13 protein-coding genes and 1 riboswitch are annotated in these 14,844 nt (G+C 42.0%); of the genes, 8 read left to right on the forward strand and 5 right to left on the reverse strand.

All coding sequences use genetic code 11. The features are described from left to right. Positions 1-34 precede the first annotated feature (34 nt). From cobS to cobT, 3 genes are read right to left on the reverse strand one after another with little or no spacing between them, the layout of a single operon-like run. Entirely contained in the window at positions 35-772 is a 738-nt protein-coding gene (gene cobS, locus DEAC_RS17225) for an adenosylcobinamide-GDP ribazoletransferase (protein WP_047811313.1), read from the reverse strand. 3 nt (positions 773-775) lie between these two features. Continuing rightward, a complete protein-coding gene (cobU, locus tag DEAC_RS17230; protein ID WP_047811365.1) occupies positions 776-1,402 on the reverse strand; it encodes a bifunctional adenosylcobinamide kinase/adenosylcobinamide-phosphate guanylyltransferase in 627 nt (208 codons plus the stop codon). A gap of 48 nt (positions 1,403-1,450) precedes the next feature. After that, on the reverse strand, positions 1,451-2,530 hold the full coding sequence (cobT, locus tag DEAC_RS17235) for a nicotinate-nucleotide--dimethylbenzimidazole phosphoribosyltransferase (RefSeq protein ID WP_047811314.1): 1,080 nt from the start codon (positions 2,528-2,530) through the stop codon (positions 1,451-1,453). Positions 2,531-2,633: 103 nt separating this feature from the next. Continuing rightward, positions 2,634-2,808, reverse strand: a riboswitch (cobalamin riboswitch). A gap of 334 nt (positions 2,809-3,142) precedes the next feature. On the opposite strand from cobT, the gene DEAC_RS22340 reads away from it, so the two are divergent. Next, positions 3,143-3,550, forward strand: a complete 408-nt coding sequence (locus DEAC_RS22340; protein WP_053006482.1) for a c-type cytochrome — start codon at positions 3,143-3,145, stop codon at positions 3,548-3,550. A 286-nt stretch (positions 3,551-3,836) separates the two neighbouring features. After that, entirely contained in the window at positions 3,837-5,180 is a 1,344-nt protein-coding gene (locus DEAC_RS17245) for a hemolysin family protein (protein ID WP_047811367.1), read from the forward strand. 86 nt (positions 5,181-5,266) lie between these two features. Here DEAC_RS17245 and asnB read toward each other — a convergent pair whose 3' ends face one another. After that, complete coding sequence (gene asnB / locus DEAC_RS17250) at positions 5,267-7,153, reverse strand: asparagine synthase (glutamine-hydrolyzing) (RefSeq protein ID WP_047811315.1); 1,887 nt, start codon at positions 7,151-7,153, stop codon at positions 5,267-5,269. A gap of 288 nt (positions 7,154-7,441) precedes the next feature. Here asnB and DEAC_RS17255 point away from each other — a divergent pair, with 288 nt between their 5' ends. The 6 genes from DEAC_RS17255 (at position 7,442) to DEAC_RS17280 (ending at position 13,487) form a co-directional block, all read left to right on the forward strand. Further along, complete coding sequence (locus tag DEAC_RS17255) at positions 7,442-7,663, forward strand: hypothetical protein (protein ID WP_047811316.1); 222 nt, start codon at positions 7,442-7,444, stop codon at positions 7,661-7,663. Between the two features lie 268 nt (positions 7,664-7,931). After that, positions 7,932-9,164, forward strand: a complete 1,233-nt coding sequence (locus tag DEAC_RS17260; protein ID WP_047811317.1) for an LL-diaminopimelate aminotransferase — start codon at positions 7,932-7,934, stop codon at positions 9,162-9,164. Between the two features lie 154 nt (positions 9,165-9,318). After that, positions 9,319-10,518: a saccharopine dehydrogenase family protein gene (locus DEAC_RS17265; protein WP_047811318.1), complete on the forward strand. Its 1,200-nt coding sequence runs from the start codon at positions 9,319-9,321 to the stop codon at positions 10,516-10,518. A 9-nt stretch (positions 10,519-10,527) separates the two neighbouring features. Further along, positions 10,528-11,667: a carboxynorspermidine decarboxylase gene (nspC, locus tag DEAC_RS17270; protein ID WP_047811319.1), complete on the forward strand. Its 1,140-nt coding sequence runs from the start codon at positions 10,528-10,530 to the stop codon at positions 11,665-11,667. Positions 11,668-11,714: 47 nt separating this feature from the next. Further along, a complete protein-coding gene (locus tag DEAC_RS17275; protein ID WP_047811320.1) occupies positions 11,715-11,966 on the forward strand; it encodes a hypothetical protein in 252 nt (83 codons plus the stop codon). 336 nt (positions 11,967-12,302) lie between these two features. Then, complete coding sequence (locus tag DEAC_RS17280; RefSeq protein WP_047811321.1) at positions 12,303-13,487, forward strand: pyridoxal phosphate-dependent aminotransferase; 1,185 nt, start codon at positions 12,303-12,305, stop codon at positions 13,485-13,487. Between the two features lie 333 nt (positions 13,488-13,820). On the opposite strand, the gene DEAC_RS17285 is transcribed toward DEAC_RS17280, so the two are convergent. Continuing rightward, positions 13,821-14,666 carry a patatin-like phospholipase family protein gene (locus tag DEAC_RS17285; RefSeq protein ID WP_047811368.1) on the reverse strand — a complete coding sequence of 282 codons (846 nt, stop codon included), beginning with the start codon at positions 14,664-14,666 and terminating at the stop codon, positions 13,821-13,823. Positions 14,667-14,844: the final 178 nt, after the last annotated feature.

Here is a 14,844-nt window from a genome sequence, read left to right on the forward strand (position 1 = left end):
GTGCTAAGGTTCAGCTATAGTTGAACGAGTTAGCTTAATGGAGAAAAGGAAAGGCTGTAAAAAGGCAGAGAACTTCAGAAAGCTCAATAATGGCTCCATAGAGATCGCCGGTCAAGCCCCCGATTAGGGAAGTGATTTTATGAGCCCAAAGAATTACCGCGACAACACAAACGAAGAAGGAGATTATACCTGCGAGGCCTGATAATAAATAGGAAATTCCACAGACTAGGGCACCTGAGATAAGAAGTGTAATCCACTGAGCTGCCTCGTGAAATCCCTTGCCTAATCCTTGGGAGCGAGCATAAGGAAAGGCAATGACACCTATTTGAAAAACCCAACGCGAAAGCATAGGCATAATAAGAAGGAGAGGAAATTTTGATGGGGTTAGACTTGCAAGTAAAGAAAATTTGAGGAGCAGCAAACCAAAGAGTGCCATTGAAGCGTGGGCTCCAACTCGGCTGTCCTTCATGATTTCTAAGATCCGTTCCGGGCTGCGGGCGGACAATAATCCGTCCATGCTGTCCATGAAACCATCAAGATGGAGCCCGCCGGTGAGCATCAGTTCGGCAGCTAAGAGGAGAGCCCCTAACACTAACGGCGGGAAAAATGGAAACAATCCTTTGGCCAAAAGCCAAAGAATAAACCCAATCAAGAGACCTACTAAGGGATAATAACGATAACTTCCCGTAAACTCTTCTGAGGTTACCTCCACCTTAGGTGAGGGTAAAGGGAGTCTGGTCAGGAAAGTGAGAGCGATGAAAAATCCACGCATTGGCTATCTCTCCTTGTGCAGGGATGAGAGTATGGCCTCGCCTGAATGCTTGATTTCCATGGGGAGACCCGCAGTGACCCAATAAACTTTATCTGCACTTTGGGCAAGAATTTGATTACTTCGTCCTGCTAAATCGCGGTAAGCACGGGATAAGGGGTTTTCCGGAACAATTCCCTGGCCGACTTCATTGGTAACGAAAATAACGGATGGCTGAATTTTCTGTGCCAAGAGCCCCACTTCTTGTACGAGTGATAAGAGTTTAGGTTCTATTGACTCATAAATGGTCTGGGTAAGGTGAGCTGATTGCGAAGCTTGTCCATTTTTCTCTGTCTCAGAAAGAAGAAGGTTCGTGAGCCAAAGGGTGACACAATCGAGGAGAATAACCCCATTAGTCTCTTTTAGTTTCTGCAAGGTGTTGGGAATATTTAATGGCTCTTCGATTAATTGCCAAGTTGCGGGCCTTTGCTGTTGATGTTTTTTGACCCGGTGTGCCATTTCTTCGTCTAAAATTTGAGCCGTTGCAATATAAATGACAGGTCGGTCGGGGTATGCCGTATGGGCAGCTAATAGTTCCGCAAAACTACTTTTGCCGCTTCGTGACCCTCCCGTTATAAGGGTGAATTGTGACATCGTTTTCAATGACTCCCCTCATTGTCTTATAAACCCAATCAAGTAGCCCTAATTTGCTTTTTCACTGACACCTGCATCTTCAAAGGTTGCCATTTCGTTTAAAATATGCAGGGCAGCTTCAACGAGGTGAAACGTCAAGGCTGCTCCCGTGCCTTCACCCAATCTCATATCAAGATTAAGCACCGGTTCCAGTTTTAGTTCGGCTAGTGCTTTACGGTGCCCAATTTCGACGGATCCATGGGATGGAAGCATATAAGCCACGCTCTTGGGAGCAAGTTTAGCAGCAATTAAAGCTCCTGCCGTGGAGATAAATCCATCAATAACGATGGGAACATGACTGGCAGCAGCTTGTATGATGCTGCCTGCGATGGCTGCTATTTCTAAACCTCCAACTTTCATGAGGACATCAAGTGCATCCGTTACGTCCGGCTTGTTCACTTCGATGGCTTTTTCAATAGCTTGGCATTTTCTTAAGAGGCCTTTGTCATCAATTCCAGTTCCCCGTCCCACAACGGACTCAACGGAAGAATTCGTCAGGAGGGCTACAATAGCTGAACTGGGAGTGGTATTGCCGATACCAAGTTCTCCAGTAGCAAAAAGGTTATAGCCGTTTTGGATTTTTTCTTGGGCAACTTCAGCCCCGGTGAGTAACGCTTGGAGTGCTTCCTTTTTTGTCATAGCCGGCCCTTTCGTCATATTCCGAGTTCCGTCGGCTACACGTCTATGAAGGCAGTTACCTTCGAGAGGAAAAGCAATTCCAACATCTGTTAATACGACATCAGCTCGGGCTTGGCGAGACAAGACGTTAATAGCTGCACCGCCGTTGATTATATTATACGCCATTTGGGGAGTTACTTCCTGAGGAAAGGCACTGACACCTTCTTCCACGACTCCATGATCTCCAGCCATTAAGAGGACGGCTCTTTTTAAGAGTTTAGGCTGAGAAGTGCGCTGAATTCCGCCAAGCTGTTTCGCAAAGTGTTCCAACTGACCTAAGCTTCCTTGGGGTTTAGTCAAGGAATTTAAACGTACTTGAATTTTGGCCATAGCTGCTTCGTCAAGGTCTGAAATTGAGGCAATGAGATGTTGGAGCTGATCATAGAGTTGTGCTTCGGATAAATTATTCATGACATAATCCTCCTTAATTTTTAGGTTAAAAAAAAAGTAAAGTCCCGCCACAGATAATGTGGTCGGGACTTTGCCGTCGTCACCGACGCTTCCCAATATGGGGAAGCCGTCAACATTTTAGGCAGGTCTCCTGGCTCTCGAGTCATTGCCGGTTCGCAGCCTTCCCAGCATAAGCCAGTGGTCAGCGAGGCTCATCGAATACAGTGGTGGGTCCGCGTCGTTTTTTATTCCGAACTTCCCTATTCTCCCCAAAGGGCACCTAAAATGGATTAATTTTCTTTAGCATATCACAATGGTTTATAATTCTCAAGACAGGAAAGCTCATTGGCTGAAAATAACAACAATTTAATGGATTAAAAAGTTTGAGTTTCCTTAAAGTTAAACTATTTTAACAAGCTAATCTAAACTGTACTACACTATACTAACTATCTTAAAAGAAAAATCATGCGTTATATATGATGGTAAAGAAGCTTACCCTAGAATTTGCAAGAACGAATTTTAGCGAAGAAAAATCTAACAGTATGCAGTAATTCTGCACGGGGAATTACTAATTTTAAATCTTGTCGACTAACTGCATTTTAAGTTAAAATTTGACATAGGGAGGGAACAGTTATGAAGAACTTCAAGATTATTTGCTTGTTCCTAGGAATTATGGTCATAGGTGCCGGCTGTGCGACGAAACCGACGGTTCCCACAAATCCTGCAGATAAGAATACACAGGTTCGACAATCAGTATCAAAATCATCATCGACAAGTTCAAATACAACACCTGCTCCGACACCGTCATCATCTACACCAACTTCCACGGGAAAAGATCTTTACGACAAGAATTGTGCCGCTTGTCATGGTCCAGCTGGAGCAGGTGGTTCAGCACGAGCCTTAAATACGGAAACAAGGTCCCAGAATGAAGTCGCAAATATCATACGAAATGGAAAAGGATCAATGCCCGGTTTTGGAACTTCTTTGAGTGTTGCTGATATTCAAACAGTTTCAGAATATGTTTCCGGTTTGAAAAAGTGAACTTGTTCAGCTAAAGCTGAACATCGAGACTTCGGTGACGAAAGTGTCCTGTGGACAGTTTCGCTGAAAGATGGGCTCTACCCTACCGGACATCTTATTTTTCGCAAAGATGTCCTTGTCCTTTTTTACAAGTCATAATGTATCATATATAATTGTAGTGTAATTACTAAGTAGAACAAATATCGCTATGAAAAAATTACGGAGTTCTGTATACAATATTAGGAAAGGAAAAGGTTAGGCTGTGTTCGAGAGAACACTTCTTAATCAGGGGAGCGTCATAGAAGGTCTGCTATGGAGCCTTTTTAAGGTTTTATTTGCTTTTCTCTTAGTTTTAATAAATGGTGTTTTTGTAGCTGCCGAGTTCTCGATGGTTAAGGTCCGAAAAACCCGTTTGGCGGAGCTGGCCGAAAACGGTTCCCGTCGTGCTCAGACGGCTTTAGAAGTCACCTCAAAACTTGATGCTTATCTATCGGCGAGTCAGCTGGGCATTACCCTGGCATCTCTGGGCCTGGGCTGGTTGGGTGAACCAGCTGTTTCCGCACTTATTGAACCTTTATTCAGAGGAATGGGGGGATGGGAGAAGCTTTATACTGAAACCATCTCGATAATTATTGCCTTTTTATTGATTACCTGTGTGCATATTGTGCTTGGAGAACTTGTTCCAAAATCAATGGCCATTCAGAAAGATGAAGGAACTGCTCTGGCGACTGCCGGTTTATTAAAAGGGTTTTATCGAGTGTTTTATCCGGTGATATGGACTCTTAACAGTCTTGCGAACTTTGTCCTGCGACTCTTAGGTATTCAACCGGCTAACGAACAGGATCTTGTCCACAGTGAAGAAGAACTGCGCATGTTAGTAGATGCCAGTCAACGACATGGCTATTTAGATAAAATGGAAGGGAAGCTTCTCGATAATGTCTTTGAATTTTCGGATCGAATTGCCAGTGAAGTTATGATTCCCCGCCAGGACATGGTCTGTATTTTCCTTCAGGATACGTTTGCCGAGAGTCTTGAACTTATTAAGAAATATGGGCATACTCGTTATTTGCTCTGTGATGGGGACAAAGACCATGTTCTGGGGTTAGTACATATGAGAGACCTCTTCTGGCTTCAGGAACAATCAGATAAAAAGGATATTATGAAGATTAAACGAGATGTACTTGTTGTTCCAGAAGGAATGCCAATTTCACATTTAGTTCAAGCTATGCGAAGTCAACGAACTCATATGGCAGTGGTCGTTGATGAATTCGGTGGTACTGCGGGACTTGTAACCATTGAAGATATGCTGGAGGAACTCGTTGGCGAAATTTACGATGAATTTGAATTGGAGCAGCCACCTATAGAAAAGCTTAGTGACCGGGAATACATTCTTAATGGCCGTGTTCTTATGGAAGAAGTATCGGAATTACTGGAAATTCAGCTTGAAGAAGAAACCGTATCTACCATCGGCGGTTACGTCTTTTCCCGCTTAGGTCGTAAGCCTTCGAAAGGCGATGTGATATATTTTGATGGTTTCCTCTTTGAAGTTCTTGAAGTCAATGGTTTTCGCATAACGAAAGTTAAGGTCACTAAAAAGCAGCCTCAAGAATCCAAAGAGGTTGAAGCAAATAATTTTGAAACTATAGAATGAGGCCTGCAAGTAAGCTGCAGGCCTTTGTGACGGTTAATCTAATCGTGAGACTCCCACTTCAAGCGGGAGTAGTCCAGAATCTCAGGTTACGAAAGAATTTGGATCTCTTTTTCTCTAAGCCAAAAATCGACTTGAATTAAAAAGGCAAAAAGCTGTGGAATATCCATTAACTGACCAAACCACGGGCGCCCTGAGGGCAGTGCATCTGAAAGTTTCATAAGATCTTTAAGTGCAGGAAGATTAATAAGAGGCAGCAGAGGAGAAGAAGGATCAGCAACAATTTCCTTTAGCCAACTGCGCACGGCTTGCAGATATGCGGGGTGATGTGTCTTTGGATACGGACTTTTGCGGCGCCAAAGGACATCTTCAGGAAGAACGCCGGTTAGAGCGTGACGCAGAAGCCCTTTTTCCCGACCTTCCAAGGCCTTCATCTCCCAAGGAATATTCCAAGCATATTCAACGATGCGATGATCACAGAAAGGCACTCTTACCTCTAAACCTGTGGCCATGGTCATTCGATCTTTACGATCAAGGAGAGTGGGCATAAAACGAGTGAGAGTTAAATAAGAGATCTCTCGGCTGCGAGCCTCGCGTTGGCGTTCTTCGACGGTTCTGCTGTCTTGGTGAACCGGTGCGTTGCCTGGAAGCTTAGGGATCTCAGCTAAAGCTTCTTCATATCGTTCGCGAATATAGTCATAGGGTTGAAGAAATTCTATTAATTCGGGGGAAAGTACCTGTAATCGATTTTCGACATGAAGTGCCCAGGGAAAGGTCTCTGCAGCTAGCGAGTCCGGGCGATGAAACCAAGGGTAACCTCCGAACACCTCATCCGCACATTCCCCGGAGAGTCCGACAGTTACATGCTTTTTGATTTCTCGGGAAAAGAGAAAGAGTGAAGAATCAACATCTGCCATGCCTGGAAGGTCACGCGCCGTTGCGGCTGTTTTAAGCGCTTCGACGAGGTCAGGAATCGAGAATGTACAATTTGTGTGTTGAGTGGAGAAGGCTTCCGACATTCGTTTTATCCATGGACCGTCCGCCCCGGGCTGAAAATCATTAGGCTTGAAATATTTGTCATTATCGGCATAATCTACCGAGAAAGTTGGTAAGGGGCCTTTTCCTTGATATGCCAACGTATTAGCGGCAATTGCGGTAATAGCACTGGAGTCCAGACCGCCCGAAAGCAGGGTGCCGATCGGCACATCAGATACCAGTTGCCGCTGGACAGTATCGAGAAAGAGGTTTCGGATCTTCGTTGACGTTTGGTCAAGATCATCAGTATGAATGTTATTTGGAAGTGACCAATATTGATAAATTTTTAAACCGTTGTTGGAATAAATCATGCTATGACCGGGTCTTAATTCAGAAATCCCTTCAAAGACGCCGTTTCCTGGAGTTCGGGCAGGGCCGATGAGAAAAACTTCCGCTAACCCATTTTTTCCAAGCAACGGGGAGATTTCCGGGTGTTTAAGTATGGCTTTAATTTCTGAAGCGAACAGCATATAACCCTTTTGTTCACTGTAGAAGAGAGGTTTTACCCCCATTCTGTCTCTTGCCGCAAACAAATGCTGAGATTTACTGTCCCAAATGCCAAAGGCAAAAATTCCATTGAGACGCTCAACACAGGAGGGCCCCCATTCTAAGTAAGAGATAAGGACAACTTCTGTATCCGAATGCCCTTCAAAATGATAGCCGAGACGTTGAAGTTCTGAGCGAACATCTTGTGTATTATAGAGTTCACCATTATAAATGAGGGTGTAAGTATATTCCCCGCGCTGGCGACTCATCGGCTGCAGTCCGCCTTCAGGATCAACAACAATCAGACGTCGATGTCCAAGGGCAGCTCGTGGTGAGAACCAGTACCCTTCTGCATCAGGTCCTCGGGGTGTAAGAGTCTGAGTCATACTGTTTAGAACTTCTTGCTGAGACGATAAATCACGTTTCCAATCAATCCAACCAACAATGCCACACATTATAATTTCTGCCTCCTTGTTTGAAGGGTAATTATTATCAATTAACCTCCTACACTTTATGTTCCAAACGCATAATAGTTTACGTATTCGCTGTATACTTGGGGAAAGACTTTTTGAACCATAATCGTCAAATCTCGAGTATATAGTTAAAGTTCACTCATAAGTTAGTATTTCCCTAAATGATTTATACGCTTTGACACTACTTAAATATTAAAAGGAGTCATGCTCCTAATGGAATAAAATGGAATAATCTATAGGTGAGTGTAACAACAGTTAGGAGGCTAAGCAATGACTGAAAATGAAACGAGTTGTTCTTGCCAATGTAAAAAGGAATCTAATAACATGCCTATCTTGATTGGCGCAATTATTGTCTATGAATTGGCTGTTGCAGTGGTCCTATTGACATTTATCCTTTGGGAACTTGAAAAACCCTGTGGGTGCAATTCCCGCGAATCTTGCTGTCAAGATGAATCTAAGGGGGATACTATCGAACTATCAACAGAAGAGTAGCAAATCCACTTCTACAAGTGAGCGTAGTTACTGTTCCTTGCTTCGGTGGGGGACTCTACCCCCACCGAAGCAGATTACGGGGGACCCACTTCCACTTCTATAAGTGGGAGTCTTACGATTGGATAAAATAAAAAGGGCATGAACATCCAAAGAACATGTATTATTCTGTTTGAGCATTGTATACTTAACTGATAGAGTTGCAAAATTTCCAATCAATAAATATAATTTGTAACAAGCAAGAGGAATAAATAAAGGAGTTTGAATACATATGGCACTTGTCAATGAAAATTATTTGAAGTTACCCGGGAGTTATCTGTTTTCCGAAATTGCGCGCAGAATTAACCAATTTAAAGCCACCAATCCGGAAGCGGATATTATTCGTTTAGGCATTGGTGATGTTACCCGCCCTTTACCGCCGGCCGTTATTGAGGCCATGCACAAAGGTGTTGAAGAGATGGGGAAGGCAGAAACGTTTCGGGGTTATGGGCCTGAGCAAGGTTATGAGTTCTTGATCGAGAAAATTATTGAACATGACTTTACTCCCCGCGGAGTGGAACTTTCCGTTGATGAAGTTTTTATCAGCGATGGAGCCAAAAGCGATACAGCAAATTTCCAAGAACTTTTTGGAGTTAATAATATAATGGCTGTGACCGATCCCGTTTACCCCGTTTATGTGGACAGCAACGTCATGGCTGGGCGGACAGGAATGTATGATAGTGATAAGGGACAGTATGGTAAAATTGTTTATCTTCCCTGCACGGAAGCAAATGGCATGAAACCTTCTCTTCCCAAGACACGCGTGGATATGATCTATCTTTGTTTTCCTAATAACCCCACCGGAATGACTCTTTCGAAAGACGAACTAAAACAATGGGTAAACTATGCGCGCGAAAATCGTTCAATCCTTTTATTTGATGCCGCCTATGAAGGTTACATCCGAGAAGAAGGAGTTCCCCACAGTATCTTTGAGATCGAAGGCGCACGAGAAGTAGCCGTTGAGTTTCGAAGTTTTTCCAAGACGGCTGGTTTTACAGGCACTCGCTGCGCCTATACCATTGTCCCGAAGGATGTAAAAGTTTATGATTCCAAAGGTGAAGCATACAGCCTTAATCAACTTTGGCTCAGGAGACAAACAACCAAGTTCAATGGTGTTTCCTATCCGGTCCAAGTGGCTGCAGCTGCTGTTTTCTCGGAAGAAGGCCAGCGGCAGATTAAGGAGACGATTAATTACTATATGGAAAACGCCCGGATTATTCGTGAAGGATTACAAGCTGCCGGCTATACTGTTTTCGGAGGCATCAATGCTCCCTATATCTGGATGAAGACCCCCAATACAATGGGCTCATGGGAGTTCTTCGATAAACTTATGACGAATGCTCATGTCATTGGAACACCGGGAGCAGGCTTTGGAGCAAATGGTGAAGGATATTTTCGCTTAACTGCTTTCGGTACACGTGAAAATACGTTGCAAGCGATTGAAAGAATAAAGACGAGAATGTAGGCGAAATATTAATAGAAATAGTTGGTTGTATAAAAACAAGGGATAATTCAAAGAATTATCCTTGTTTTTCTTTATTTTTCGAGATTGTTATTGCTAAATTGACGCTGTTTAGGTATAATTTGCATTGCTGTAAAAGTGATAGGAGGTTGTTGACATGGGGAAAGCTTTGATTATCGGTGCTGGCGGTGTAGCCAGTGTTGCAATTCATAAATGTTGTCAGAATCCGGATGTTTTTGAGGAAATATGTATTGCCAGCAGAACTTTAGAAAAATGTGAAGCAATTAAAAGTAAGTTATCCGGAAGCCGAACAAAAATCCAAACGGCACAGCTAGATGCTGATTATACAGACGAGGTTATTGAACTAATCAAGAGCTTTAAGCCGGATATTGTCATGAACCTTGCACTTCCTTATCAGGATTTGACGATTATGGATGCTTGTTTAGCAGCAGGTGTTGATTATATGGATACGGCTAATTATGAACCACCGGATATTGCAAAATTCGAATACAAATGGCAGTGGGCTTACAGAGAGAAGTTTGCGCAGGCGGGGTTAACAGCGCTGTTAGGGAGCGGTTTTGATCCCGGAGTTACCGGAGTCTTTTGCGCCTATGCCCAAAAGCATTATTTTGATGAAATCCATTCCATTGATATTGTTGATGCTAACGGTGGTGATCATGGTTATCCCTTTGCCACGAATTTTAACCCTGAGATAAATATTCGGGAAGTCACAGCAAATGGAAGGTACTTTGAAAACGGCTCTTGGATAGAAACGCCTCCTCTTTCCGTGAAGCAAGTGTATGATCTTCCTGAGATCGGTCCCAAAAACATTTATCTTATGTACCACGAAGAATTAGAGTCCCTGGCAGTAAATATTAAGGGAGTAAAACGAATCAGATTCTGGATGACTTTTTCGGATAATTATCTTAATCATTTACGAGTCCTCGAAAATGTTGGTATGACGTCCATCGAGCCTATTGAATTTGAAGGACGACAAATCATCCCCTTGCAATTCTTGAAAGCAATTCTTCCTGACCCTGCATCCCTGGGGCCTAGAACGAAAGGGAAGACGAATATCGGTTGTATTATCCAAGGGCTTAAGGACGGAAAACCCAGAACCTATTACGTTTATAATGTTTGTGACCATCAAGAATGTTATGCAGAGGTCGGTTCCCAAGCTATATCTTACACGACTGGTGTTCCGGCCATGATTGGCGCTATGTTAATGCTCAAAGGTGTTTGGAAAAAGGCCGGTGTCTATAATGTTGAAGAATTCGATCCGGATCCCTTTATGGAAGCCCTTAATAAATATGGTCTGCCCTGGCAGGAATCGTTCGTGCCAACACTCCTTGATTGAGGTATAACCATGGACTTTGATATAAAAGCCCTGCCATCTCCCTGTTACTTAGTGGATGAGCGGCTGATCTTAAAAAACTTGGAAATTCTAAATTCTGTACAGGAGCGTACGGGATGCCGTATTCTTCTTGCTTTAAAGGGCTTTTCGATGTTTTCTGTATTTCCTCTTGTGGCTAAATATCTTAAAGGGGTTACAGCAAGTTCTTTGTACGAAGCGAAACTGGGGCGGGAAGAAATGGGCAAAGAAGTTCATATTTATTCACCTGCCTACATTGAAGAGGAATTTGACGGTATCCTTGAGAACTGTGACCATATCGTTTTTAACTCGTTTTCTCAATGGAATCGGTATAAAGAAAAAGTGCAGCAATACGGAAAGAAGAAGATTAGCTGCGGTCTTCGCGTTAACCCGGAATATTCGGAGATTGAGACCCCTATTTATAATCCTTGTTATCAAAACTCCAGGCTGGGTGTGACACTGTCGAATTTTAGGCCTGATGAACTGGAAGGAATTGAGGGTCTCCATTTTCATACAATGTGTGAGCAGAATTCCGACACCCTGGAACGAACACTTCCGGTGGTCGATAAGAAATTTGGCCAATATATTAAAACTATGAAATGGCTTAATCTTGGCGGGGGTCATCATATAACAAGACCTGATTACGATATCGAAAGGTTGATTCAAGCGATTAAGTGGCTTCAAGATAAATATGGCGTGGATATATATCTTGAACCGGGGGAAGCGGTTGCCTTAAACACAGGATTTCTTATTGCCAGCGTTCTTGACATTGTTGAAAACGGCATGAAGATCGCTATATTAGATACTTCGGCAGCCTGTCATATGCCGGATGTGCTTGAAATGCCCTACAGACCAACTATAATTGATGCCGGGAAGCCTGGTGAATACTCTTATACCTATAGGCTGGGAAGTCATACTTGTTTGGCAGGAGATGTCATCGGAGATTATTCCTTTAAACAACCCTTAAAAATAGGACAGAGACTTGTTTTCTGTGACATGGCCCATTATACTATGGTAAAGAACAATATGTTTAATGGAGTTAATCTTCCTGCCATTGCACTTTTCAACGAAGAACAAGGAATTAAAGTCATCAGACAGTTTGGTTATGAAGATTTTAAACATCGTTTATCCTGAAATTTGTGCTATAATAAGTTTAAGACGATCAACTGATGAGGTATTTTATGTATGATTTAGCGGACTACCGCAGTTTGAAAAATCGAAAGCATGTTCAGGATTCTCCCGTGGGAATATTAGATGTAATTGAATCAGATTATCCGTGTCAATATTCACTGCTTCTTGATAATCAATCTCTTATGGCGACACTTTTTTCCAAAGAGGAATGGATTGACATATTAACTAAGTCGAGAAATTCTTACAAAGATCATATTCAACGACTTGATCTATCAAGGGAAATTATGGTTCGTAAAATTTAATCTTACGTTTGAAAAAGGGGTTTAGTTTGTGTTTCGGCACAATCTAGACCCTTTTTTATGTTGAGAGTCTAACCTCCCTCCTGAAACAATATATAACATTAGGATGTTCTATGAGGGAGGTAGGATTATAACTTGACTGCTGAATCATCTGAACGTGTTTTATTTGAGCATCGTTTTTGGATACAAGTTCTTGGTGATCATGGAGGGGTTTAGCCTCTTCAGCAATATGTATTGTGTATACAAAATGGGATGGTTTAACAATGTATCTATTTCAGTGCTATAATAAGCTATGAGAATATAATGGACAAATTATAAATGTTAGAAAGGTTGAAGGCAATGATATCCAATAAAATGAAAGAGCAGGTTAAAAGCAGCTCGATTATTCGGGCAATGTTTGAGGAAGGAAAGCGGTTGGCGGAAATTCATGGTGCAGAAAATGTTTTTGACTTCAGCCTTGGAAATCCAAGTGTTGAGCCTCCAGAGGATGTTAAGAAAGCAATCGTAGAAATATTAAATACAGAAAATTCCACCAAAATTCATGGATACATGAATAATTCAGGATTTGAGGATGTTAGGGCAACAATCGCTGACTCAATTAATGATAAATTTGGCACTGCTTTTGGAGAGAAGAACATACTGATGACTGTCGGTGCTGCAGGCGGTATAAACGTTATTCTCAAAACATTACTAAATCCTGGAGATGAAGTCATTACTTTTGCCCCTTTTTTTGGTGAGTACCGAAATTATGTTCATAATTTTGAGGGCCAACTGCTTGTGGTTTCCCCTAATACTCTTGATTTCCAACCAAATCTCGAAGAATTTAAGCAAAAAATCACTTCTAAAACTAAAGTGATAATTACTAATTCACCAAATAATCCTACCGGTGTGGTTTATTCCGAAGAAACGATTCTTAAAATGGCAGACATTTTAAGAGAAAAACAAAAAGAATTTGGTACTGATATTTATCTTTTTTCCGATGAACCCTATCGAGAATTGGCCTATGATAATATTAAAGTACCTTACGTGACAAAGTATTATGAGAATACAATTATTGGCTATTCTTTTAGCAAGTCCCTTTCTTTGCCCGGCGAACGAATTGGCTATCTTGTAATTTCAGATCAAGCGACTGATTTTGAAAATATCCTGGCAGCGGCAAATATTGCAAATCGTACCTTGGGGTATGTCAATGCGCCATCTCTATTCCAAAGAGTTGTGGCAAAATGTTTGAATGCCAAAGTGGATGTCGAGACCTATAATAAGAATCGTGAACGTTTCTATAACGGTCTCTTATCTTACGGCTATCAATGTATTAAGCCTGAAGGCGCATTCTACTTGTTTATTAAAACCCCCCTTGAGAATGACGTGGAATTCTGCAATTTGGCCAAGCAGAAGAATATTCTTATTGTACCGGGAACTGCTTTCGGCTGCCCCGGCTATGCACGTATTGCTTATTGTGTTGCTTATAAAACCATTGAGAACGCCCTGCCGGGCTTCAAGGCGTTAATTGAAGAACTTCAATAGGATATAAGTAATCCTATTTATCTTTCGATGATGAAAGACCCCAACTTCTATAAGTTGGGGTAGTTCTTCGTTAACTTCAGGTTGGGTAGATTCCTCCTTCGCCGCTAAGTAGTCCTATTGGGAAAGGCGGCTCGGCAATAATGTCCACTGGACATTATTGTATCTGTAGCCTCGATGTTCAGCTTTAGCTGAAGGAGTTCACTAAATGTTAACTGCGGGCTTTCAAAGCCCGCAGTTCATTTTTGTTGAAATAAAAGTTGTTGGCTAACGGACTTTCTGTCCCTTATCCACTCTGCGTTTTTTCCTTATTTAGAATAAAAATCAGACTCATGACTAGGAAACGAACTCCAGAATTTTTTTGTAGGTTTCTTTTGTGTCCAGATACCCGTTTTGCAATAATCCATGGAGCTTTTGGGGATTCTTTTCGATTCGCCCAACCTCTAAGGCTTTAGACGGCCTGATGACAAGAGCCTTACCGTCACTCTCAAGCTGCTCAATATAATCCAAGGTATCGTTGTAAATTTTATAGCGATTCAACATAGTTTCCACTAATGACGGGTACTTTTTGTAGGCTGCTTTGAGGAATCCGGTGAACTTAACCGGGCTTTTCCTGTAGCTGCGATTTCTTGTTAAGACGATGACATTTTTGGGGTTGCCGTCCTGAATAGATTTGCGAATTGGTATGGAATCTGAAATTCCGCCATCTAATAATTCGTACCCTTTATAATGCACAATAGGAGATATGAGAGGCAGAGAAGCTGAGGCTCTTAAAGCCTGAAATTTATCACCAATTTCTTCTTTCGTTAAATAAACAGGTTTGCCGGTCTTACAATCTGTAGCACCTACTAAAAAATTACAAGGGGAATTATAAAAGGTCTGAAAATCAAAAGCGACATACTTATTTGGAACTTCGTCAAAGATGAAATCCATGCCAAAATATGATTTGCTGAACAGAAGATTTCTTAAACTCATGTACCGCCAGTCTTGTGCATAATTGATAATAACTTTCTCATTACGTCCACGTTGCTTCGAAATATAGGAAACGGCATTGCATGCGCCGGCGGATACGCCAATGATATAGTTGAAATAGAGATCATTCTCCATAAAATATTCCAGAACTCCACAGGTATAGAGTCCCCTCATGCCTCCGCCTTCTAACACTAAGCCTATTTTTTCCATAGTCTTCACCTCAACACTATTCATCTAATCGTGAGACTCCCACTTCTACAAGTGGGAGTGGCTTTCACTATTTATAATAAAGCAATTTAAAAATGCTGTAAAACTGAATTTGCGTTAGTTTAATGAACTATATGATATTAAAACTCTAGTTGGCTATGGTTGCCAAATTCATAGAAGA

Source organism: Desulfosporosinus acididurans (genome assembly GCF_001029285.1).
GTDB lineage: Bacteria > Bacillota > Desulfitobacteriia > Desulfitobacteriales > Desulfitobacteriaceae > Desulfosporosinus > Desulfosporosinus acididurans.

Excerpts from the sequence above, each read along its gene's own strand:
- cobS (WP_047811313.1), bottom strand. The coding sequence starts at position 772 with ATGCGTGGATTTTTCATCGCTCTCACTTTCCTGACCAGACTCCCTTTA.
- cobU (WP_047811365.1), bottom strand. The coding sequence starts at position 1,402 with ATGTCACAATTCACCCTTATAACGGGAGGGTCACGAAGCGGCAAAAGT.
- cobT (WP_047811314.1), bottom strand. The coding sequence starts at position 2,530 with ATGAATAATTTATCCGAAGCACAACTCTATGATCAGCTCCAACATCTC.
- DEAC_RS22340 (WP_053006482.1), top strand. The coding sequence starts at position 3,143 with ATGAAGAACTTCAAGATTATTTGCTTGTTCCTAGGAATTATGGTCATA.
- asnB (WP_047811315.1), bottom strand. The coding sequence starts at position 7,153 with ATGTGTGGCATTGTTGGTTGGATTGATTGGAAACGTGATTTATCGTCT.
- DEAC_RS17255 (WP_047811316.1), top strand. The coding sequence starts at position 7,442 with ATGACTGAAAATGAAACGAGTTGTTCTTGCCAATGTAAAAAGGAATCT.
- DEAC_RS17260 (WP_047811317.1), top strand. The coding sequence starts at position 7,932 with ATGGCACTTGTCAATGAAAATTATTTGAAGTTACCCGGGAGTTATCTG.
- DEAC_RS17265 (WP_047811318.1), top strand. The coding sequence starts at position 9,319 with ATGGGGAAAGCTTTGATTATCGGTGCTGGCGGTGTAGCCAGTGTTGCA.
- nspC (WP_047811319.1), top strand. The coding sequence starts at position 10,528 with ATGGACTTTGATATAAAAGCCCTGCCATCTCCCTGTTACTTAGTGGAT.
- DEAC_RS17275 (WP_047811320.1), top strand. The coding sequence starts at position 11,715 with ATGTATGATTTAGCGGACTACCGCAGTTTGAAAAATCGAAAGCATGTT.
- DEAC_RS17280 (WP_047811321.1), top strand. The coding sequence starts at position 12,303 with ATGATATCCAATAAAATGAAAGAGCAGGTTAAAAGCAGCTCGATTATT.
- DEAC_RS17285 (WP_047811368.1), bottom strand. The coding sequence starts at position 14,666 with ATGGAAAAAATAGGCTTAGTGTTAGAAGGCGGAGGCATGAGGGGACTC.